Genomic DNA, 22988 nt, shown 5'->3' with positions numbered 1-22988 from the left:
CGACGATATCCCCCATTCAACTATTCGAACGTTAATTTGAAGCCGGCGGCATCCAAACGCTTGGCTTCGATCTCCAAATCCAGTCGCGTCAATGGGTGTTGATCCAGCCACTGATCTTCGAATTCCAAATGAAGCTGGTTATCGTTTTCGATGTAAAGGATCGGTTTGAGGGCTTCGAAATCACGACCACGGTGAATCCGTACGGCCAGTCTTAGTAAAACCGTCAAATACAACAGTTTTTGCGGTTCAACGTCGATTTCTTCATAGGCTTCCGCGATGAATTTTCCGCGGTGGTTCAGCACCAGTATGCTGAGCATTTGTTTTTCCTGCTGGTCGAAACCGGCCATTTCCGCCTGCGAGATCAGGTAGGCACTGTGTTGGCGATAGCGTTTGTAGCTGATTGCGATGCCGCATTCGTGCAGCTTAGCCGCCCATTCCAGCATTTTCTTGAAGTTGTACTCACTGTTACGAAGTTGCCAGATGTTGTGCGCCTGCTTGAAAAGAGCCATGGCGGTTTGGGCTACATGTTCGGCTTGTTGGGTATCGACGCGCATCCATTTCTGCATCGCCGTTACGCTTATTTCACGGGCGTCTTCGGAAAATAGCCGGCCGAGTGTATCGAAGACCAGGCCCTCGCGCAGGGCGTTGGATGAAACTTGCATTTGTTCAATTCCAAGCTCTTCGAAGGTGGCGATAAGAACCGCTAGTCCGCCGGCCAGAACCGGACGGCGTTCATCTTTAAGTCCTTCCAAAGACAGGTTGTTGGCGTTGCCTGCTTCAATTAGGGCGTCCCTTAACTTGTACATGCCCTCAAGGGTGATGCCGCTTTCGCTCCACTGGTTGAGTTCGAGTATCTGGCCGATGGATTTGATCGAGCCGGAGGCGCCGATCGCCGAGTCCCAACCGAGTTTTTTGAGCTTGGCTCGGTGAGGGCGCAAGGTTAGACGACAGGTTGAAATCGCTCGATTCATATTGAATTCGGTGATTTCGTCGTTAGGAAAATAGGTCTGGGTGATGCTGACACAGCCCATTTCGGTACTGGTCAGGTGGCTGTGAGAGAAGCGCTTTCCGATGATGTATTCGGTACTTCCTCCACCGATGTCCATGACCAGACGTTGCTCGTCGTTGTTGGGCAAGCCGTGCGCCACACCGAGATAGATCAGGCGTGCCTCTTCCTGTCCCGCGATGATCTGGATGTTGTGCCCCAAGGCCTTACTAGCCTGTTTCAGGAACTCGCGACTGTTCTTGGCGTTACGCAAGGTGTTGGTGCCAACGGCGCGAACATTCTGCGGCGGGATGTTATTGATGCGTTGGCCGAAACGTTCCAGGCAGGCGATCGCCTTATTGAAGGCTTTCTCGCTCAACTTTCCCTCGTTATCCAGCCCGGCGCGAAGACGAACCATCTCCTTATGTTTATCAATGACTTGCATTTGTCCGTGGGCTTCACGGGCGATGATCATATGGAAACTGTTGGAGCCTAAGTCAATAGCGGCGTAGAGGTCGTTGTCTTTTTCGTTTTCTGTCATTTTTATACTGCAAACTTAGGGTGGGGCGCTCACCGGCTTCGTCGAAGAAGAAGAGGGTCCACATTAAAATTCTCAGGCTTCAGCGCTTGGAAGACCGTTTTCCAGCCTTTAAAAATGTTGATAGTTTACCCCTTTTTACAAGGGGGGGGGCGATAAAACTATTTAGGCATGCCAATAAGGCAAGAGCGCGTTTTTCTTAATGACTGTACTTTTCGATCAGAGCCTGTTGAGCGCTGAAAGCCGCCGCTCCGTTCGGGATGCGTTTGGTATAGCTACCGTCGGGTTGCAGAATCCAGGCGTTGACGTTGTCTTCCAAGTAGATTGCTAAGCCTTCCGTGTAGACTTGCTGGAAGCAGTTCTGATCCAGAATCGGGAAACAGGTCTCCACTCGTGACATTAGGTTGCGGCCCATCCAGTCGGCACTCGAACAGTAAAGTTCCGGTGCCCCGGTGCTGTTCTCGAAATAATAGACCCGATGGTGTTCCAAGAAACGGCCGACAATGCTGATGACGGTGATGTTTTCGGACAAGCCGGGAATGCCCGGGCGTAAGCTGCACATGCCGCGGATGATCAGGTCGATTTTGACACCAGCCTGGGAAGCTTCGTAAAGAGCATCGATGATGCCCTGTTCTTGAAGACCGTTCATTTTGGCGATGATGCGTGCCGGTTTGCCTTGGCGGGCGTGTTCAGCTTCGCGCTTGATGCGTTCGATCATGCCGGTCTGCAGGGTGAATGGCGATTGAAGCAACACTTCCAAGCCTTTACTTTCTCCCAGACTGGTGAGCTGCTGGAAGATTTTCGAAGCGTCACGACCGATGGCCGGATTGGCGGTGAACAGTCCGAAGTCGGTGTAGAAACGGGTGGTGATGTGATGGTAGTTACCGGTTCCCAAGTGGGTGTAGTGACGCAGCTTGTCTCCTTCGCGTCGAACCAGAAGGATCATCTTGGCGTGGGTCTTGTAACCGACCACACCATAGACCACATGCACGCCGGCATCTTGCAGGCGTGTGGCCTGAATGATGTTGGTGTCTTCATCGAATCGGGCTCGGAGTTCCACCACGGCAGTCACTTCTTTGCCGTTGCGGGCGGCTTTTTCCAGTGCATCGATAATGGCCGAGTTTTCACCTGTACGGTACAGGGTCATACGGATGGCGAGCACATCTGGGTCCACAGCGGCTTGTTGGAGAAAATCGATGACCGGCGTGAAGGCGTCGTAAGGATGGTGTAATAGTAGATCCTTGCGTTTGATGCGGTCAAACAGGTTTTCGGTCTCTTTCTTACGTTGGAACAGACGGAAGGATTTGTTCGGTTTTTGTTTGTTGAGCTGCTTCGGTGTATAGGGTTTGAACAGCAGGTCCGGACGGTCAATCAGGTCCGGAACGGCATTTAGACGATGCAGGTTCACCGGACCGTTGACCTGGTACAGCGCATCTTCACTGAGATTGAACTGGTCCAACAAGTAGTCGACCATGTGACGCGGACAGTTATCGGCTACCTCCAGACGGATCGCACCACCGTACTGACGTCCGGTCAGCTCACCTTTAAGGGCACGCATGATGTCTTCGACTTCTTCTTCGTCGATGAACAAGTTGGTATTACGGGTAACCCTGAATTGATAACAGCCGGTGACGGTCATGCCCGGAAACAGGGTAGCGACATTGGCGTGTAGAATCGACGAAAGGAATACGAAATCGTTTTCACCGTCGGTTGCTTCACTTGGCAGTTTAATCAAACGTGGCAGAGAGCGCGGAACCTGTACAACCGCCAGACCGTTGGAACGACCGAAAGCATCCTTGCCTTCTAGAGAGACGATGAAGTTCAAACTCTTGTTGAGAATTTTAGGAAAAGGGTGAGACGGATCGAGCCCCATCGGACTCAAAACGGGATGCAGTGAGTCGATGAAAAAGTTGCGGATCCATTCCTTATGCTGGTCGCTCCAGTGATTGCGGCGTAAAAAGCGAATGTTTTCTTTTTCGAGTTCCGGGATGAGGACGTTATTTAAAGTGTGGTACTGGTCTTCGACGATTTCATGCGCGGTTTCGCCGAGCATGTCGATCGCTTCCTGGGGAGACATATTGTCGGGTTTGGTACGTGCATTGGGTTCGCATTGAAGTTCATACAAACTGGCAAGGCGTACTTCGAAAAATTCGTCCATGTTACTGCTGGAGATACACAAAAATTTAAGGCGTTCCAGAAGCGGGATGTCCGGATTTTTAGCCTGGGCCAGCACTCGACGATTGAATTCCAAAAGACTGCGTTCGCGGTTGATGTAGCGCGGATAAGTTTCAGTCGTAATCGTCTCGTTTTCTGTTTGCATGGCTGCCCCTTTGTTGCCGTTGATCGAAATGCACGTACATTGCCGTAAATCTATCGGAAATGTGCTTGTTAATTGTAGCTTATTTTTGAGCAAAAATATGACAGCGTCATGAATATGAAGGTGGAACTTCTATTGTTTGGAAGGGTCGGTTTCCATTGGCTTTTCGGTTTCATCTTTCACCGCTTTGTTTTCCTGATTGTGTTCGTGACAATCGGATTTTGAGCGGCAACCGCATTCAGGGACCGGATCGACGCCTCCCGGATTGGCTGGATGGCAGCGGCCGATGCGTTTGATTGCCAGCCAGCTTCCGCATAAAACGCCGTGTTTTTGGATGGCTTCAATTGTGTAACTGGAGCAGGTTGGGTAGAACCTACAGCGAGGTCCGATCAGCGGGCTGATAAACAGTTGATAGAAACGTACAATACCAATGAGTAACCACTTGATTGGATTCATAGTCTGGCCTTAAAAGGGTGAAAACGGGGCTGGGGTTTTATTCTACCCGCGTCCCCGGGATTTTTGTGAAAAAGACCCACCTGAATAGAGGCATTCAGGATAAAATAACCCGCAAACATGGAAGCTGGATAAGGCTTGAAAGCGTCAAAAGGAAGAGTGTTGTTATGAGTGAATCCCTAAAAAGCATATTGATCTCGCAGGCCACCCTTGTCAATGAGGGTGAAAGCCGGGTTGCGGATGTTCTGATTCAAAACGGGCGTATTGCTAAAATCTCGGATAACATAGAGGCCGACGCTGATAAAGTCATTGATGCCCGGGGCTTGACCTTGTTGCCGGGTATGATCGATGATCAGGTGCATTTCAGAGATCCGGGGCTGACCAGTAAAGGGGATATCGCGACCGAATCCAAAGCGGCGCTGGCAGGCGGAACCACGGCGTTCATGGATATGCCGAACGTCAAACCGACCACGACGACGATCGAAAATCTGGAAGCCAAGTACAAGATTGGCGCGGAAAAGTCCTGGGTTAACTATTCTTTCTATTTCGGCGCGACCAACGACAATATCGAAGAATTGAAAAAGGTCAATCCACGAAATGTTTGTGGTGTTAAAGTGTTCATGGGGGCGTCGACCGGGAATATGCTGGTGGATCGCGAACAGGCGTTGCGTGAGATTTTCACTTACAGTCCGACTCTGATTACGACTCACTGTGAAGATACGCCTATGATCCAGGCTCAGGAAGCTAAGTACCGAGAGCAGTACGGCGAAGATGTGCCGATGGAAGCACACCCGGAAATCCGTTGCCGTGAAGCCTGTTACAAATCATCTTCTTTCGCCGTGGATTTGGCAAAGCAGACGGGGGCGGATTTGCACATTTTGCATTTGACCACTGCCGAAGAGATGGAGCTGTTTGAACCTGGCCCGGTTGAAGGTAAGAAGATCACCGCTGAAGCGTGTGTGCATCATCTGTGGTTCACGGAAGAGGATTACGCCACCAAGGGTGCGTATATCAAGTGTAACCCGGCGATTAAGAAACAATCTGACCGTGATGCGATCCGTCAGGCGGTTCGTGAAGGTCGTATCGATATCATCGCCACCGACCATGCACCACATACGGACGCCGAAAAACAGAATAAATATTTTACCGCGCCTTCCGGCCTTCCTCAGGTTCAACAGTCCCTGTCTGCCCTGTTGGATATGGTGCATGACGGAGTGTTTGATTTGCATACCGTGGTTCAGAAAATCGCGCACAATGTCGCCATCCGCTATCAGATCGAAGACCGCGGATTCATTCGCGAGGGGTACTGGGCGGACTTGGTATTGGTGGATATGAATAAACCACATACCGATGATAAAGAACACATTCTTTATAAGTGTCAGTGGTCTCCATGGGAAGGGCATACTTTCAAGTCGACAGTCATAGGGACAATTGTCTCGGGTGAGTTGAAATATTATCAGGGTGAATTCGCCGAATTCACGCCGGGACAGCGTCTGCTGTTCAATCGTTGATTACAATGTTGGCAAGGATGTCGAAAAAATAGCAGGGCTGCTGGGTTTTTAGGCTTTTGTAGAGCTTGAATGAATAATATAAACGTCGTAAAGTTTTAGACAATGCGGCGAAGAGGGCTCAAGGTGAAAATATATGGACAATTCTAATGTTTATATCGGTCGACAACCGATTCTTGATGGGAATATGAAGCTGTATGCTTACGAGCTCCGATTTCATCAGGGAATGAATCCAAACGTTCAATCCGTGTCGGCAACGGAAGAACTGATCGATAAGACAGAAGAAGATATAGGATTTCAAGCCATTGTAGGAAGTTATCCTTCCATGTTGCACCTGCCGGCTAGCATGTTATCAGCCGAACATATCGATAAATTCACCTCCGACCATCTGGTGGTTCTAGAGGTCAAGACCGACATTCTTGATAAAGTGGATATCCTGCGAAATCTCAAAGAGCTTAAAGTCAAAGGTTATCATTTCCTTCTGGATGAATATACCGCTAACGAGGCCTGTGAGAAGCTTTCCACCATCACAGCTTATGCAAAGATTCGAGTAAAAGACTTTTCTGAAATCCAGTTGAAAGATATGGTTGAACACCTTCATGAGAAGGGCATCAAGGTGATTGCAAAAGCGGTGCAGAGTGAAGATGAGTTCAAACACCTTAAACAGATAGGATTTGATTATTTTCAGGGCTACTTCTTTACCAATCCAACTGTCGTCAATGGACGAAAGTTGTCCGGTAACCCTCTCAACCTGTTACAGCTTATGGCTAAGGTTAATTCCCCCGAGACCGACTTTGACGATTTGACGACCGTCATTTCACAGGACGTCGGTTTAAGTCATAAATTGCTGATGGCAATCAATCATCCTGCAAACGACATTCCGGTTAAAGTTGAAAATATCGCCGACGGTCTGAAGTATATGGGCTTGAAGCGATTGAAGTTCTGGGTCAATCTTTTGATGTTGTCGAGCCTGGAAGACGTTCCGCAGGAACTTCTCACAACCTCGTTATTAAACGCCAAGTTCTGTGAGTTGATGTCCAGTCAGAGCGGGAAGTCGCACGACAAGGACAGCTTTTTCCTGGTCGGTTTGCTGTCGAATCTGGATGCCTACTTTAAAATGCCGATTAAAGAAATCGCCGAAGCTTTGCCTTTGAGCGAAGATCTGGGCAATGCGTTGATTAGTCATGACGGACCAATGGGACAGGTGTTGGAGATTTTGGATGTTTTGCAGCATCGACCAGACGAAGCCGAGAACCTTACCTTTGAAGGGATGGGAATCACCCGGATCAGCAATAATTTTCTTTCCGCTGCGGCTTGGGCTCAGCAAGCGGTCACAGCGTAAACGTTTTTAGGAGTAGTCATGGCAATGCAGTCGATCAACCCAGCGACGGGTGAATTATTAGCGGAATTTGATGTCTGGGATCAGGAAACTCTGGATGATGTGGTCACTCAGGCAGGTTACCATTTTCCGGACTGGTCCAAGTTGACACCAATCGAAGACCGCTGTGCCTTGATGAAACGCGTTGCCGATGTGCTCCGCGACGACAGCGATCTGCTGGCGGAATTGATTACGTTGGAAATGGGTAAGACCTACGCAGAAGCGGAAGCGGAAATTGAAAAATCGGCATGGGTTTGTGAATTCTACGCTGAAAACGGTCCTGCGTATTTGGCCGACGAAATGGTCGAAACCGATGCCAGCAAAAGTTATATCGCTTACCTGCCTTTAGGAGCCATCTTAGCGGTTATGCCTTGGAATTTCCCATTCTGGCAGGTGTTTCGTCAGGCAGCGCCTGCGTTGGTGGCAGGTAATGTAGTTTTGTTAAAACACGCTTCAAACGTGCCTCAGTGCGCTTTGGCCATTGAAGAAGTCTTCCGTAAGGCCGGATTCCCTGAATACAGTATGACGACTCTGATGATTTCGGCTTCTCAGGTTGAGAGCGTTATCCGTCATCCTGCTGTGCGTGGTGTGGCGTTGACCGGTAGTGAATCAGCAGGCCGTAAGGTCGCCAGCATCGCCGGTTCGGAATTGAAAAAAACGGTTTTGGAGCTGGGTGGTTCGGATGCGTTCATCGTATTGGATAACGCCAATATAAAAGATGCAATCAAAGGGGCGATCAAAGGTCGTTTCGTGAATATGGGGCAGAGTTGTATTGCCGCCAAACGTTTCATTGTCGATCAGTTCATTGCCGATGACTTCATCGAGCAGTTCAAGCAGGCGATTGAATCGCATTTTGTGGCCGGAGATCCGATGGATCCGGAAACCACTTTGGCACCGATGGCGCGCCAGGATTTGCTGGATGAATTGCATGACCAGGTAATGCGTTCGGTTGAATTGGGGGCGAAAATCGTCACGGGCGGTTATCAGTTGGATCGTCCAGGTTGTTATTACGCACCGACTATCCTGACCAATGTCACCAGTAACATGCCGGCTTATAATGAAGAGTTTTTCGGCCCTGTGGCCATTGTATTGAAAGCCAGCGAGCCGGCGCATGCTTTGGGAATCGCCAATTCGGTCGATTTCGGATTGGGTGGTTCGATCTGGAGCGACGACATCGCCACGGCGGAGACTATGGCACGTGGTATGGAATCGGGAGCGACCTACATCAACAGTACAACGTTCTCTGATCCAAGATTACCGTTTGGTGGAGTTAAGAATTCCGGTTACGGCCGCGAGCTTTCGGTTCATGGTATCCGCGAGTTCACCAACATCAAGTCAGTCTGGATCAAGTAGTCATGACGACTTTTGACCTGTTCTGGAAAACGCTGGCGGATTTGAAAGAGCCGGCGATTTTGTGGCGATTGTTCATCCCTTTCGGAGCTGCAATCGTTTTGGTGTCCTTGATGGGGTACGGTCTATTCGGATTCTTCATGATGAGCGATTTCGTCACTCAGAATCCGATGGTTCAGGACTTCAATAGCTGGACAACGTCCGCTGAAGAGACCATTGGCTCGATCCCCTTGATTGGTGGGATGATTCTGTGGATTTTGGGATTTGCGATCACCGTGATTGCGGGTGTGTTGGGCGTGTTGCTTGGCAGTTATCTGATTCTTCTGTTTGCGATGATCATCACCGGTTTCATGACCGATAGTTTGGTGAAGGCGGTGCATGACAAACATTACCCGCACACTCATTATGAAGGACATGGCACCATGTCCGGTATGTTGTGGAAGCTTCTGAAATTCGGCCTGTTGATGCTGTTGCTGTTTTTGGTGACGGTTCCGATGCTGTTCATTCCATTGATCAATATCCTATGGTTCTGGCTTCTTGGATTCTTGTTCTTTCGCTATTCGGTGGTTCTGGATGTCGGTCAGGTGATTTTGCCGGAAAAGATCTTCAATGAAGTGAAGTCGCTTGGTAACTGGACGTCTACCTTGGCACTGGCGGGTTTCTTCGCTTTAAGTCTGTTGCCGGTATTAAGTTTGTTTGCACCGGTTTTGGCGGTGATTGCCATGGCACATTATTATCTGGATGTGTTATCAACTATGCCGAAGCAAACGGAATCGTAATCAGAAAAGACAAAAAGTTATGGAAATGAAAAAGCGGTGTATCACACGGGATACACCGCTTTTTTTATGTCTTTAAGGCTGTAAAGCGAGCCGAAAAGGGTTTTGGAAAACCGGACAGGCCTGTCCGATTTAACCGGTTTTATTTTTTACTTTTCTTTTTGGCTTTGGAAGCCGGTTTCTTTTTCTTCTTTTTACTGGAAGCTTTTTTAAGCACATCTTTGAGCTTGAAATTGGCTTCTAGTCCTTCGATCTTGGCGACAGGAAGACTCTGTTGAAGGTGGTATTCGATACGCTGCAGGTGCTCGATGTCATGACGTTCTACCAGGTTGACGGCGATCCCGACCTGTTGAGCGCGTCCGGTTCGGCCGATACGGTGGATATAGACGTCACCGCGGAACGGCATGTCGTAGTTGACCACGTGCGTGATATTGAGCAGATCCAGTCCACGAGCCGCAACATCGGTAGCGACCAAGACTTTGATCTTGCCGGTCTTGAACTTATGCATCTTATCCATACGCACCGCTTGGATGAAATCGCCGTGCAGCACCTGAGCCGAGATGTTGCGCGATTGTAACCAGTCGGTGACTTCGATGGCGCGTTCTTTTTTGTTGCAGAAGACGATCGCGCTTTCGCAGGAAGCATCATTGAGGATGCTCTCCAGCAATGCTTGCTTGTGTTCCTTATCATTGGCCAGGTACACCACCTGTTGAATTTGTTCCGATTTTTGGTTCGGCGCTTCGATCTGGATGGTTGCCGGTTCCTCAAGAATCTCCTCGGCGAATTTGCGCACACCGCTGCCCGCCAGAGTAGCGGAGAACAGGCCGGCCTGGAAATCGCCAGGTATGGCATCCAGCAGTGCCAGCACGTCTTTTCCAAGCCCCATGTCCAGCATGCGGTCGGCTTCGTCGATGATGACCATCTCGATTTCGGATAGGTTAACTCCGCCTTCCGCCATCAAATAGGTCAGACGGCCGGGCGTCGCCACCAGGATGTCGAACGGTTCGGAAAGGGTCTTGAACTGATTTTTCTTGTCGAAACCACCGGTGATGATGGCGGTTTTGAAGTTGCAGAAAGTTCCAAGCTGTTTGATAACCTTGTGAATCTGAAACGCCAACTCCCGTGTTGGAGCTAACAACAGTGCACGTGGATGGCGGGCATGTTTGGGTTCGTCCAGCAGGTATTGCAACAGCGGTAACACGAATGCAGCCGTTTTACCGGTTCCGGTCGCGGCGCCGGCCAAAACGTCTTGGCGTTCCAGCATAGCCGGAATGACCTCTGCCTGAACCGGTGTCGGTTTATGGAAAGCCTGTTTTTCAATGGCACTCAGTAGTGCTTCATCTAGGTCGAAATCTTCAAATGTCATGCGAGTCTCAGGGTGGTTTTATCAACGAATAATCTTATAGCAGGGATTATACGTGCTTGCGTCGATTTTCATGCGTTTTTGTTCAACAAAACTCTCCAGAAGCACATCCATTGCCTGCATGATTTCAGGGTCACCATTCAGTTCGAAAGGCCCGTGGAATTCGATCTCGCGAATCCCGTCCGCCTTAACGTTACCGGCGACAATACCCGAGAAAGCCTTGCGCAGTTGACTTGCAAGCTGGTGAATAGGCTGGTTCTTGTGTAGATTCAGGTTCGCCATATTGGCGTGAGTCGGAACAAACGGCTGTTGTTGGTCGAGTTCGATGTGTAGTCGCCAGTTGTAGTAGTAGGCGTCGCTAGTCTCTTTGCGATCGTGACGTACTTCCTGCATGGCTTGCTTCATTTGTTGCGCGACCAGGTTGGTGTCGTCGACGACGATGTTCAGCAGTTCCAGAGCCGGTTCGCCCAGTGTCACGGAAATGAATTCACGGATGCTGTCGAAGTAACCTCTGCTGTTTTCCGGACCGGTCAGAATCAGCGGGAAAGGCATATCTTTATTCTTTGGGTGCAACAGGATGCTGATCAGGTAGAGAATCTCTTCCATGGTACCGACGCCGCCCGGGAAGACGATGATGCCGTGTCCAATGCGCACGAACGCTTCCAGACGTTTTTCGATGTCCGGAAGGATGCACAGTTCGTTGACGATGGCGTTCGGTGCTTCGGCGGCGATGATGCCCGGTTCGCTGATGCCGATGTAACGGCCGTTGGCGTAACGTTGTTTTCCATGCCCAAGCACGGCCCCTTTCATTGGGCCTTTCATTGCGCCCGGACCACATCCGGTACAGATGTCGAGACCGCGCAAGCCAAGCTCATAACCTTGGTGTTTCGAGTAGTCGTACTCTTCTCTTGAAATGGAGTGTCCACCCCAGCAAACAATGACGTTGGGAATGGCGCCAGGATGTAACAATCTGGCGTTACGCGCGATATGGAAGATCGCGTTGGTGATACCCAAGCTGTCGTTCAGGTCATACTGTCCCGATTCCAGGATTTCGTTGCGGGCATAGACCAAGTCGCGCAACACGGCATAAAGATGCTCTTTAAGACCGACGATCATTTCGCCGTCGACAAAGGCGTGTTGCGGCGGATGGGTGATGATGAGCTGTACCCCGCGACCTTTGACCGCGACATCGATTTCGAAATCGGGATAGGCCTCCAATAGCGCCAGACCGCTGTCTTCTTTAGAGCCGGTATTAAGAACAGCAAGAGCACACTGGCGAAGCAAGTCGTTCAAGCCGCCCGCACTCATGTCACTGAGCTGTTCGGCTTCTTGATAGGAGAGTATCTGTAGCGAGCCTTCCGGGCGAATTATCACTTTTTCAATTTTTTGGTTCATGGTAGGGTACTCTTTATTTTGCTCGAATACTTTCTGAGGTCTATTATGCGTTCAAATGCTCCCTATGAGGAAGGCTTTTTACTCATTTTACTGTTGTTAGCGCTGTTTGGCTTGTTGTGGTTATTTTCGCCTTTTTTGGAAGCATTGTTCTTTGCGATGATTCTTGCGACCGCGAGTTACGGGTTTTATAGCCGCTTGCTGACGCGGTTCGATGATTCGGAAACCATGGCGGCCACAGCGATGAGTTTATTGGTTTTCGTCGTGGTCATCGCTCCGGTAACTTATCTGTTGGTGGAGGTGAGTCTTCAAGTGGGGAACTTGTACGGCAGTGCCCAGGCTTGGTTTGCACAGCAGGATGCAGAAAGCTTGGCGAAAATGAACCAGACTCTGTTAAGTTATCTGCCGTTGAGCAATGAGGCGCAGTTGAGTGCTTTGGAGCAGTTGAAGAACAATTCGGAAAAAATCATCGCCTTCGCACAAAAGATCACGTTGTTTTTGTTGGAAGGGATTGTCGGCAGTACTTCCTCATTCGTGACCTTCATCGGTTTGTCGGTGTTCGCGCTGTTTTTCTTCTACCGTGATGGTCATAAGATCGCGCACCACCTCAAAATCCTGTCGCCTTTGGAAAACCATTACGACAAGATGGTAATGGATCGTTTCGCCAGTCTATCGACGGTATTGACGCTTTCGGTTCTGGGGATCGCGTTGATGCAAGGGCTTTCGTTCGCAATTGTTTCCTGGCTGTTGGGATTGCCTGGGCTGTTTATCGGTATGGCGATTGCTGTGGCGTCTTTCATTCCGGTGGTTGGCGCGGCGTTGGTCTGGATTCCGGTTGCCCTTTTTCTGATTGCGCAAGGCGATTATGTCAGTGCAGCCGTCATCGCTTTTTGGGGTGTGGTGGTCACAGGCTTTGTGATCGATAACATCATGCGCCCGATCATGATCAATAAGATCACTCGTTCACTGGGGCAAGCAGGCGAGGGTCTGGCGGTAGCGAATCACACTTTGTTGACGGTTCTGTCCACATTCGCCGGTTTGATTCACTTCGGTGTGATCGGATTGTTTTTCGGTCCAGTGATGGCTGCGATGGCGATCACAATCTTCGATGTCTACGAGCATAAAAATTCTAATCTGCTTGATAGAACATAGTAATAATCCCCATAAAATATAAATGTTAATATGATTTGGCAATCATTGACTTATATGGGGGTAGGTTATGCAAAAGCGGGTCTTGATACTGGCAATGTCGTCAGTTCTGTTGGGTTTCAGCGGGGCTGTTAGCGCCGAAGAGGATCCTTATGTCGCGGGATTCGAGCAGTATGCTAAGGAGTTGGGTGCTCACAGCGTGACGCTGGAAGATTCTGTCGATGCTTATGCCAAGGACGTTATCAAAACGGAACAGAAGGTCGGTTACATCGGTGATGCTTTGCCGATTCCGAAGGCGGTAAAGGTTAAGGACGGCGTATACACCGTTGTCGGCAGTATGATCTGGCACAACCCTTCGAACTTCGGACTCAATAACAACCTTTCGTTTATCGTTTTCAAAGACGGTGTCTTTGTTTTTAATGCCGGTGCTAACCCGGCTCTGGCATACAGTCTCCACAAGCAGATCAAGCAGGTTACCGACAAGCCTGTTAAGTGGGTCGCCGTAGAAAACAATCAAGGTCACGCTTATCTTGGAGCCAGTTATTGGGTTGATGTGGGCGTCAAGAACCTGTATTCGAGTACGATGGCGAACGACCAGTTCCGTGCCGGATTCCCGAGCATCAAAGAGGAGTGGTCGATCCGTGTGGGGAGGGCGATCACCTCTTCGGCAAGAAATGTGTGCGACAAGTTCACTACTTTCGACGGCGAGCTTAAAATCGACGTTGGCGGTGGCGAGTATGTGCTGTTGAAGGATTTCGGTCCGGGGCATACGCCGGCCTCAACGAGTGCTTACATTCCTTCCCGTAAAGTGATTCTGACCGGGGATATTGGATTTAACGAGCGAATGCCTGTATTCTTCAGCTATACCGATTCGTTTGCCTGGGAAGGCTCTTTCAAAAACATGCTTGACCAGATTCCAATGGACACAACGGTCATTCCGGGACATGGCACACCGACCGATATGCCGACCATTAAACGTCAAACCTATGACTATTTGGTCTATCTGCATAAAGCGGTACAGAAGGTGGTCGACGATGGCGGAAGCATGGCGGATGCAGAAAAGGTCGATCAGTCGATGTATAAGGATCGTCCGGTATTCCAGCAGGCGGCAAAGAACAACGCACGCCATATCTATACGGAAATTACGGGCGGCGATTTCTGATTTAGAGTTGATTTGGCAAATCTCTGTGTTGGATTCGAGTTTGTTTAGTTTGACTAAACGTTTCTCGAATCCGTCTTGAGCTTACTCAAATCAAAGCCAAATGATTACCAATTTGGTGTTGTTGCATTCGAACTTTTGTACTTCGTTTTAAAAACAAAAAAACCGAAATGAACAGGCCTGCTCATTTCGGCTTTTTATTTTTAATATGAAATGAAATTGGTTATTTCATAGGATCCATCAGGTTAGGATCGTCGATGTAGCCGTTTTCGACTCCCTTGGTGACCACAGCGACTGCGTCATGCGGGTGCAGACTTTCCAAGTGGTTCACGCGAACCCAGTAGTCAATGTAATCGCACTGGTCCAACTTGTTTTGTAAGCGGCGTCCGGCGTCCTCGCAGAACATCAGGTTGCTGGCGTTCAAACGAGCGAACTCCTGCTCGTCTTCACGTTTTACCGCCGCCTGTACCGGCGTTTGTACCGCGTCTTCGATCTGGTTGATTAACGTGGAAATTTCCAGGTTATCACTTTCCTGTACTTTGACTTTGACCTGAGCGTAAGAACGTTGGCTGTGCGGAGTGGCGTTGATGCCTTCCGGTGTACCTAGCCAGTCAAGCACGGTTTTGTAATCCAGTTCCTTGCCGGAGAATTGAGCTTCAAACGCTTCCTGAATCAATTGACGAGACAGTGCAGCAGAACATGGGCAGGTTGACGAATATGGGATTTCAATTGACAGTTCACACTCGAATTGACCGTTTCGCAGTTCACCGCGCAAGGTGGTTGGATAGTGTTTCCAGCCACTGTTGTCGCTTTTCAGTGAGTTACGGCGCTCATAGTAATCGAACTTGAATTCAACAAACGCGTTGCTGCTCAATGTCTGATGGGAATCAATAAAAGCTTCCAAAATCGCTTTGACGCGTTTCGGTGTCAGTGCCTGTTGTGTCGCCATCTGATCCAACAGTAGGTAGAGACGAGACATGTGAATGCCTTTGCTTTCCGGATCGCCTAGGTTGACGTAGGCTTGAGCTTGAGAAGACAAACGTACGTCGATTGATTCAGAACCGTCGGACTGAGCTTGTTTGACTAAAATAGGGAGTTCGATTCCACTCATTCCCACCCAGTTCAGTTTTCCTGTTGGGCCGAAATGTGGTTGGCATGCGATATCGGGCATGTTCTTGGTCATGCAATTTCCTTCGACTTTTTAAGAGAGTATTTTTATAAATCTACTCTGGATGACAATGCGTTATGAAGCGCCATTGTCAAAATGAAAACGGCAATTCTAGCAAATTTTTACCCTCTACAGAAATAAAAATGACTATTATTTAGGTTGGTTGATGCAGCTAAGTAATTGAAATTCAATGTCCTTAAAGTTTGGAGTGTCTTGTATTTCAGACGACTCTGGAGAAGAAAAGTCTGTTTTGAATAGCAGTTCCAAACGGCTGTCTTGTCGCCATGCCACGTCGGAAAACGTTAAACCGGAATCCTCGCTCCAGTTGATCAGTTGCCATTCGTTTCCGGTTTTGAGCAGGCCTTTGGCGCGGATGATAAAGGATGCTATCCAGTCAAAGAAGGCTTTCAGGCGTACCCGGTTGAACTGGACGTCGGATTCGAATAACCAGCCCAAAGCACGTAATTGGTCGTTATCTTTGGAAACTTGACAGGCCAGCATGCCGGGAAGTTGGCTTTGAAAACTGGTGGTTGTGACGTTCAGTTGGCTTTCATGTTCTTCCAATCCTTGCATCAGGACAAAGGGTTGGGGCTTATGACGTTGTTGGAGTGTTTGTAATTCCACTTTGCCATATTGTGTTGGCATCACGATTGTTTTTGGCGGGTAGAGGTTTTCAAGCAGTTCCGTAGCTGCCGCCAATTCCTGAGCAGGGGCCAGATCGGTTTTGTTCAACAGAATGACATCGGCAAGATTGACAAGGTCGCGCATGACGGCCGATTTTTCCCAGCGTTCCTGGCTTAATTGTTGTGGCGTAATTACACAACTGATGGCTTGTAATTCAATCGTGCGTGAAAAGGGTGTCTGTTTGAGAGTGTCGAGAATTTTTGCCGGATGGCCGAGACCGGTCGGTTCGATCCATAAGCGGTCGATAGGGTGTTGCAATAAGGCATTGATGGCTTGAACCAGGCCGAATTGGGCTGTGCAGCAGACGCAACCGCCAGAGACTTGGCTGATTTGGATTTGATCGCTAGAGTCCGGTTCGCGGATTCCTTCAAGCGTGGCGGCATCGATGTCTATGTCTCCAAACTCGTTGATGAGGATTCCCCAGCGTTCCTGTTCGGGCTTTTGTGCGATAAGTTGGCGGAGCGTAGTGGTTTTGCCGCTTCCCAGCAGGCCTGTGATCAGGTGAGTGGGAAGGACTTCAGTCTGCATGTTCTGCCTGCTGGAAGTTATTTGAAAAACAGTAGGTCTTCACCATCAAGCAGGTCGTTGACCAGTTGTTCTTTATCCAGATTAATGCCGAGACGCTCAGCTACAATCTGTGCGTCGCGATAGGCATTACCGAGACAAGTCGTGGCGCCCGGTGAAGGAGTCATGTTGAAGATCAGATTTTCGTTTTCAGGTACGATGCTGGCCTCGCCCAGTTTGAGCTGCATGGTGGTTTTATCAATAACCTGTGGGCGCAGACCGCCGATGCCGGAAGCGTATTCCAAATCTTCGGCCTTTAGCCCCGGAATGATTTTCTGGGCGTCTTTGGCGAACAGTTTACGGCGCAGCCAAGGAATTTCAAACGCAAAGTTGCGGAAGATGTAGTTGCGGATGGTGCTGTCTTTCATCAGATCCCAGAAGACTTTCAATACCTTGAAGTCGAGCTTCAGACTCTTCCAGAAATCCCAATAGGTTCCGCCTGTATAGCGTTCCAGTTTCGGAAGTACCAAAGCCGTCGGCCCCAAACGGGTTTTTTCCAGTTCGACCAAGTCCGGGTCACCGTGCAGTGCGGCAAACGGCAGCTTGTCGTTTTGCATGGTATAGACTTTACCGTTCAGCATTTTAGGCACATAGTAGAAGCTTCCCGCCATCGGCAAGATCGACATGTCCAGTCCGTGGCCGAGCTGGTTGGCCAGCAACAGGCTGTGGGCACCGGCGGAAACGACGACGAAATGCGCCAGAAAGGTTCCTTGTGGCGTGGTCAGTTCGTAGTGGTCGTCAAAACGCTGGATTTTTTCGACCTGGGTACCCAAGGAGACGTTGATTTCCTTGTTGCTTTTACGAGCGCTGTTGATGAATGACTTGGACAGATTGCCGTAGTTTACCGCCGAGTACTCGTCGGTACAGCCGGAAGCCAGGATTTTTTCAGGGCGTGGTTTGCCATCGACCAATGCGACGCTCGGCTCCACTTCGGCGATGCGCTTTTCATCCCACAGTTCCATGTAAGGGAAAGCTTCGGCGAATTTGTGGTGGCGTTCTTCAAGACGTTCGCACTCGTCTTCTCCGACCGCAAGAATCATTTTCGGGAATTTGTAGATGAAGTCGTTCTTTTCGACCTGATCGGCATAGCGAACCAGCATGTTTGCCTGACGTTTGACGATAACGGCTTTCTCAAGCGTGTAGTTGGTTTCGATGTCGCCGCAGTGTAGAGTTTGGCTGTTACTGCGTGCGTTCGAGTTAAGCGGCGCGAGCGAACCGTATTTTTCCAGCACGGCAATCGACTTTACATCGCTGTATTTCGATAGGATATAGGTCAGGGCACAACCGGAAATTCCACCCCCGACAATGACGACGTCAAACACTCGATTCTTCATCTACGCAACTCTACTTACTAACGTGATTGTTTAATTGGGGTATTATATAAAATTATTTGATTTTTATTCAGCAAACTCTTTTAGTTTGCAGTGTAATGTAACTATCAAACGGAAAACTGAATCGTATCTATGTCTCAATTACAGCAAAATGCCCGATTTTTTAAAGCGTTGTCTGAACCGGTTCGGTTACGCATCCTTAACTTGTTGTTGCACTCGGAAAATGAAATCTGTGTGTGTTCTTTGATGGACGTTTTGGATGTGCCTCAAAGTGTCGTTTCCCGCCATTTGGCTTATTTGAGAAAGGCTGAAATTGTGCAGTCCCGTCGAGATAGGGTTTGGATGCACTATTCATTGCATAATCAGCTGCCGGCGATGGAGCGTGCCATTCTGAATGAGCTCAAGAGTAATTCCCTGCAAGACCCGCAACTTAAAGACGATCTTACTAAGTTGGATTGCACTTTGTGCTAGACGGATTGAATTGTCATATTTGTTTCATCTAACCGAAACGGATGATATTTATAATTTTTAATATCTGCCTTGGCAAATATATTGACTGCAAACTATATTGAGAGACCGACATCATGATCAAAGTCGCCATTAACGGATTTGGAAGAATGGGGCGTTTGGCCCTAAGAGTCGCTTACGACTGGCCGGAAATTGAATTTGTACACATTAATGAAATCGCTACGGATGCTTACGGTTCGGCGCACCTGTTGAATTTCGATTCCGCCCATGGACGTTGGCATCACCAGGCGACCGAGTATGCCGACCAGATCATGATCAACGATCAGGTGATCGGCTATTCTCAAAATGCACAGATTGCCGATACCGACTGGGCCAGTTTGGGAGTCGATGTCGTAATCGAGGCGACCGGTAAATTTCGTACCCAGGAAAGTCTGCAGCCGTATCTTGAGCAAGGGGTTAAGCAGGTGATCGTTGCCGCGCCGATGAGCGAAGGCATCAAGAACATCGTGATGGGCATCAATGACGACATATTCGTGGCTGGAGAAGACCCGATTATCACTTCCGCGTCCTGTACCACCAACTGCATCGCACCGGTGATCAAAGTTCTTCAGGAACAGATCGGAATCAAACACGGCATGATCACAACCATGCACGACCGGACCAATACCCAGAAAGTGGTTGATCACGGCCATAAAGATCTGCGACGTGCACGCGCCAGTTTCGAATCGCTGATTCCGACTTCAACCGGTTCGGCCAAGGCGATCGGTACTATTTTCCCAGAATTAAACGGTCGCTTGAACGGTTTGGCGGTGCGTGTTCCGCTCATGAATGCTTCCTTGACCGATCTGGTGCTGGAAATGGAACGTAAAACCACGGTCGATGAAGTGAACGACCTGTTCAAGACGGCATCGGAAACCTACCTGAAAGATATTCTCGGTTATGAGGAGCGCCCGTTGGTGTCGGTGGATTACGAGGGGGAGACTTGCTCCTCCGTGATTGATGCACTTTCCACCATGGTTGTCGACGGGACTCAGGTGAAAGTGTTGGCTTGGTACGACAATGAGATCGGCTATGTCGCACGCATGATGGAACTGGCGATGAAAGTGGCCAAGTTGAACCGCAAGCTATTGGGATAAGTCGGGGTAAGTGACTTGTTGTGTGGTGTTTCGAATTGAATTCGGAATTCTGAACAGGCCTGTTGAGTTTTAAAGTGGAAGAACAGCGATGAACCCTATTCAGCAATATGCGATTGTAACCGCTAATTATTGGGCTTTTACATTGACCGACGGCGCCTTACGTATGTTGGTACTTCTGTTTTTCTATCAGCAGGGGTTCAGCCCGTTCGAAATTGCCATGCTGTTTGTTTTGTATGAATTTTTTGGCATTGTCACCAATTTGATTGGTGGTTGGCTCGGTGCCAAGATGGGCTTGAAGCTTACCATGGATGTCGGTTTGGCGTTGCAAATCGGTGCTTTGATGATGTTGACGGTTAACCCGGAATGGCTGACGGTCGCTTATGTGATGATTGCCCAGGCACTGTCAGGCATCGCAAAAGATCTCAATAAGATGAGCGCGAAAAGCAGTATCAAGAGTCTGGCTTCGGACGCCGAAGGTAAGCTCTATCGCTGGGTGGCGTTGTTGACCGGCTCTAAAAATGCGCTCAAGGGTGTGGGCTTTTTTCTAGGAGCCTTCCTTCTGTCGGCCTTTGGGTTTGAAAACTCGTTGTATATCTTGGCGGGCCTACTGATTCTCGCATTAGCGGTATCGGTTCTGTTGCTTGATAACAATCTCGGTAAAGCCAAAAATAAACCGAAATTCAGCGAGATTTTCTCCAAAAGCCCGGCAGTCAACGGTTTATCTGCAGCACGCTTCTTTCTATTCGGTGCTCGTGATATTTGGTTTGTGGTGGCTTTGCCCGTTTATCTGGCGGGCGTTTTGGGATGGGAAGAGACTGAAATCGGCGCCTATCTTGCCCTATGGGTCATCGGGTATGGATTCATTCAGGCCAGTGCTCCCAAGATTACCGGCAGCAAAAGCCCGCATCCGCCGACATCACGCACTGCCATGTTGTTGGCATTCGCATTGGCGACCATTCCTTTTGTGATGGGGGTGACTCTGAGTTACGAGCCTGAATGGATTCTGCTGACTGGGCTGTTGTTGTTTGCGGTGGCCTTTGCATTGAATTCCGCCGTCCACTCCTATTTGATCGTTTCTTATGCCGATGCCGACGGCACTTCCAAAGATGTCGGGTTTTACTATATGGCGAATGCGGGAGGTCGCTTGACTGGAACCTTATTGTCCGGTTATGTTTATCAAGTCGCCGGGATGGAGGCTTGCCTGTTCGCAGCCGCCGTTTTTGTCGTTATTGCCGGAGCGTTGGCCGGTCGAATTTCACCTGATTCAAAGGGTGCATCCTTAGGGTCTTAAGTTAAATCACATTCGCTTGTTTTCTTTATTCTTATAGGCAATAATGCCTATTATGTGTTTAGGCAAATTTAGGTGTGTGTGATGTTTGACTTTACAAGTTCCTTTTGGGTTGACTGGTTGGTGTTGAGTGTCTTGTTTATTGTCAGCCTGTATGTGTTGAGCTCGTACAGTAGTGTGAGGCGCTTTAGACGAGATGTTCAGCTTTCTTTTTCTGCTCTGGATGCGCTGTTTAAGCAAAGGGACCAGGAAGTGCCCAAGCTGGTGATCGCCGTGCAAAAATATCAGCTAAATGAGCAAGCCTTGTTCACTAAGTTGGCAAAAGCCCGTCTTTTGGTTTCTGAAGCAATGAAAGATCCTGAACATGTTGGTGATTTAGGGAATGCCGAAAGTCACTTTCAGTCGGCTTTGAAAAAGTTGTTGGCTTTGGCTGAGGAAAAAGTCGAATCGGACGCCTTAGATACGGTTGAGCCGCTTATCAAACAAATACGAAAGTTGGAGAGTGAGGTCGTGGCGTGTTGTACTCGCTTTAACCGCCATGCTCAAATCTATAATTCGTCGTTAGAAAAATTTCCGTCTGCGTTATTAGCCAAGCTGTTTGGATGGAAAGGATTCGGTACATTCAAACTCGATGGTCATCAAATTGATGATTATGAGTTGGATTCGCTTTTTCAAAAGTATAAGAATGGAGCCGGTCACGTTTGATGACCAGCTTGATTAGGTCCCGGTTTCGATAGAATATTGAACAGGCCTGTTAAGTTAAATAACGTCTGATTTTCACGCCGATCATATTGCCGAACAGGGCAAACACAAGCCAAACCCATCCATGTCCGCTGCCCGAAGCGATGCCGCTGAAGAAGGCCCCGATATTACAACCTGATGCCATGACGGCTCCAAACCCCATGATCGTGCCGCCGATTATGCTTCCGATGACTGCGCGGAAACTGATAGGCACTTTGCTTCTTGGTCGAATGGCCGACACGATCAATGCACCTGCAATCACGCCCATCGTAGTCAGGCTGACAGTGTTTTCCCAGATGCCTTGATTCATGCGCGTCATGTTTTCCATGCTGTAATCCCAAAAGCTCCAGTCTAATGGTAGGCCGAATAAGTCAATCAGACGGCTGCCCCAGTAAGGAAAAATCGAACTGATCGACCAAGGTTGTCCGGAAACCAGTACCAGCACAGCGTTCAGAAAAGCTAATCCAAGAGCCGCCAGAAGAAAAGGGTGGAATGTTGTTTTTATCTGGCTTCTATCCACAAGCGGTTCGACGGTTTGGTGGCGACTGTGTTCCAGACGTTTAAGCAGTAGATAGAGTCCTGCCAAGATTAATAGCTGTAGCCCCAGACCGATTATCCAGCCAAACTGTTGCTGAAATGCAAAGGGTTCAATCGCAGGCAGGCTCTGCCAATCAGAAAAGGTGTAGGCCGCCAGCGTTCCGCCAATCACCATGAAAAACAGGGTGGTGAAAGAGAGCGGTTGCAGTTGTCCGACCCGGTTGAGGGTGCCTGAGGTACAGCCGCAACCGATCTGCATGCCGATACCAAATACAAAAGCACCGATTGGAATGGCAAGACTCAGTGTTCGGATGAATCCGTTGAAGGTCTGTTGTTGCCACTGTTCGATTGCGAGCAAAGGGGCAAATAGGAGTATGGCCAGGCCAAGCATCCAGATAATGGCACGCATGCCAGCCGTTTTTCTCTCGTCAAGTAACGAGCGGAAGCTGCTGCTGAAACCGTATTGGAAATAGTTCAACGCCGCACCAAGCAGTCCACCAATCAGTATCAGGATGAATGTGTTCAACCCGTTTAAGTGTAGCTGACGATTAATAGTAAAAAGAATCAGCGGGCTGAGCAGGAGCAGTGTGGTTGCAATGTGCTTTTGTGTAATTTGCATAGTGTTCTCTTGCAAGGTTTGTTTTGTTGAATGGAATTGTAATAAGTTTTATTTATAAATAAAAATAGATAAAATTTATGGATA

General features: G+C 49.0%; 19 protein-coding genes. 10 read left to right on the top strand and 9 right to left on the bottom strand.

Annotated features, from left to right (window positions below; all coding sequences use genetic code 11):
- Window positions 1–20: 20 nt before the first annotated feature.
- The 3 genes from ppx to yidD form a co-directional block, all read right to left on the bottom strand.
- A complete protein-coding gene (ppx, locus tag QCB45_RS05890) occupies window positions 21–1526 on the bottom strand; it encodes an exopolyphosphatase (protein WP_279419918.1) in 1506 nt (501 codons plus the stop codon).
- A 196-nt stretch (window positions 1527–1722) separates the two neighbouring features.
- Window positions 1723–3843: a polyphosphate kinase 1 gene (gene ppk1 / locus QCB45_RS05885; protein ID WP_279419917.1), complete on the bottom strand. Its 2121-nt coding sequence runs from the start codon at window positions 3841–3843 to the stop codon at window positions 1723–1725.
- 129 nt (window positions 3844–3972) lie between these two features.
- Window positions 3973–4296 carry a membrane protein insertion efficiency factor YidD gene (yidD, locus tag QCB45_RS05880; RefSeq protein WP_279419916.1) on the bottom strand — a complete coding sequence of 108 codons (324 nt, stop codon included), beginning with the start codon at window positions 4294–4296 and terminating at the stop codon, window positions 3973–3975.
- Between the two features lie 164 nt (window positions 4297–4460).
- Between yidD and QCB45_RS05875 the strand changes: the two genes are divergently transcribed.
- The 4 genes from QCB45_RS05875 (at window position 4461) to QCB45_RS05860 (ending at window position 9308) form a co-directional block, all read left to right on the top strand.
- Complete coding sequence (locus QCB45_RS05875; RefSeq protein ID WP_279419915.1) at window positions 4461–5804, top strand: dihydroorotase; 1344 nt, start codon at window positions 4461–4463, stop codon at window positions 5802–5804.
- Between the two features lie 133 nt (window positions 5805–5937).
- On the top strand, window positions 5938–7143 hold the full coding sequence (locus QCB45_RS05870) for an HDOD domain-containing protein (protein WP_279419914.1): 1206 nt from the start codon (window positions 5938–5940) through the stop codon (window positions 7141–7143).
- Window positions 7144–7161: 18 nt separating this feature from the next.
- On the top strand, window positions 7162–8532 hold the full coding sequence (locus tag QCB45_RS05865) for an NAD-dependent succinate-semialdehyde dehydrogenase (protein WP_279419913.1): 1371 nt from the start codon (window positions 7162–7164) through the stop codon (window positions 8530–8532).
- Window positions 8533–8534: 2 nt separating this feature from the next.
- The gene (locus tag QCB45_RS05860; protein ID WP_279419912.1) at window positions 8535–9308 is read left to right on the top strand and encodes an EI24 domain-containing protein; all 774 of its coding nucleotides are present in this window, start codon (window positions 8535–8537) and stop codon (window positions 9306–9308) included.
- 139 nt (window positions 9309–9447) lie between these two features.
- On the opposite strand, the gene QCB45_RS05855 is transcribed toward QCB45_RS05860, so the two are convergent.
- Together QCB45_RS05855 and ppnN are read right to left on the bottom strand one after the other, a co-directional pair.
- The gene (locus QCB45_RS05855) at window positions 9448–10671 is read right to left on the bottom strand and encodes a DEAD/DEAH box helicase (protein WP_279419911.1); all 1224 of its coding nucleotides are present in this window, start codon (window positions 10669–10671) and stop codon (window positions 9448–9450) included.
- A gap of 21 nt (window positions 10672–10692) precedes the next feature.
- On the bottom strand, window positions 10693–12063 hold the full coding sequence (gene ppnN / locus QCB45_RS05850) for a nucleotide 5'-monophosphate nucleosidase PpnN (RefSeq protein WP_279419910.1): 1371 nt from the start codon (window positions 12061–12063) through the stop codon (window positions 10693–10695).
- Window positions 12064–12108: 45 nt separating this feature from the next.
- On the opposite strand from ppnN, the gene QCB45_RS05845 reads away from it, so the two are divergent.
- Together QCB45_RS05845 and QCB45_RS05840 are read left to right on the top strand one after the other, a co-directional pair.
- On the top strand, window positions 12109–13212 hold the full coding sequence (locus tag QCB45_RS05845) for an AI-2E family transporter (RefSeq protein ID WP_279419909.1): 1104 nt from the start codon (window positions 12109–12111) through the stop codon (window positions 13210–13212).
- A gap of 67 nt (window positions 13213–13279) precedes the next feature.
- Window positions 13280–14371: an MBL fold metallo-hydrolase gene (locus tag QCB45_RS05840; protein WP_279419908.1), complete on the top strand. Its 1092-nt coding sequence runs from the start codon at window positions 13280–13282 to the stop codon at window positions 14369–14371.
- A gap of 220 nt (window positions 14372–14591) precedes the next feature.
- On the opposite strand, the gene folE2 is transcribed toward QCB45_RS05840, so the two are convergent.
- The 3 genes from folE2 to QCB45_RS05825 form a co-directional block, all read right to left on the bottom strand.
- Window positions 14592–15551 (bottom strand): GTP cyclohydrolase FolE2, encoded by a 960-nt coding sequence (gene folE2, locus QCB45_RS05835; protein ID WP_279419907.1) that lies wholly within the window; start codon window positions 15549–15551, stop codon window positions 14592–14594.
- 135 nt (window positions 15552–15686) lie between these two features.
- The gene (locus QCB45_RS05830) at window positions 15687–16748 is read right to left on the bottom strand and encodes a GTP-binding protein (RefSeq protein ID WP_279419906.1); all 1062 of its coding nucleotides are present in this window, start codon (window positions 16746–16748) and stop codon (window positions 15687–15689) included.
- Window positions 16749–16765: 17 nt separating this feature from the next.
- Window positions 16766–18118, bottom strand: a complete 1353-nt coding sequence (locus QCB45_RS05825) for an FAD-dependent oxidoreductase (RefSeq protein WP_279419905.1) — start codon at window positions 18116–18118, stop codon at window positions 16766–16768.
- 129 nt (window positions 18119–18247) lie between these two features.
- On the opposite strand from QCB45_RS05825, the gene QCB45_RS05820 reads away from it, so the two are divergent.
- The 4 genes from QCB45_RS05820 (at window position 18248) to QCB45_RS05805 (ending at window position 21712) form a co-directional block, all read left to right on the top strand.
- A complete protein-coding gene (locus QCB45_RS05820) occupies window positions 18248–18586 on the top strand; it encodes a metalloregulator ArsR/SmtB family transcription factor (RefSeq protein ID WP_279419904.1) in 339 nt (112 codons plus the stop codon).
- 110 nt (window positions 18587–18696) lie between these two features.
- Window positions 18697–19719 (top strand): ArsJ-associated glyceraldehyde-3-phosphate dehydrogenase, encoded by a 1023-nt coding sequence (locus tag QCB45_RS05815; protein WP_279420017.1) that lies wholly within the window; start codon window positions 18697–18699, stop codon window positions 19717–19719.
- An 88-nt stretch (window positions 19720–19807) separates the two neighbouring features.
- Window positions 19808–21010, top strand: coding sequence for an organoarsenical effux MFS transporter ArsJ (gene arsJ, locus QCB45_RS05810; protein ID WP_279419903.1), 1203 nt, complete (start codon window positions 19808–19810; stop codon window positions 21008–21010).
- A gap of 81 nt (window positions 21011–21091) precedes the next feature.
- Window positions 21092–21712 (top strand): LemA family protein, encoded by a 621-nt coding sequence (locus QCB45_RS05805; protein ID WP_279419902.1) that lies wholly within the window; start codon window positions 21092–21094, stop codon window positions 21710–21712.
- A 49-nt stretch (window positions 21713–21761) separates the two neighbouring features.
- Here the strand turns inward: QCB45_RS05805 and QCB45_RS05800 are convergent, their stop codons facing one another.
- Window positions 21762–22904: a YeeE/YedE family protein gene (locus QCB45_RS05800; RefSeq protein WP_279419901.1), complete on the bottom strand. Its 1143-nt coding sequence runs from the start codon at window positions 22902–22904 to the stop codon at window positions 21762–21764.
- Window positions 22905–22988 lie beyond the last annotated feature (84 nt).

Origin of the sequence: Thiomicrorhabdus sp. ZW0627, assembly GCF_029767005.1 — a bacterium.
Taxonomy (GTDB): Bacteria; Pseudomonadota; Gammaproteobacteria; order Thiomicrospirales; family Thiomicrospiraceae; genus Thiomicrorhabdus.
The sequence above is the reverse complement of the archived record's forward strand: the minus strand, read 5'-3'. Positions and strand labels throughout refer to the sequence as shown.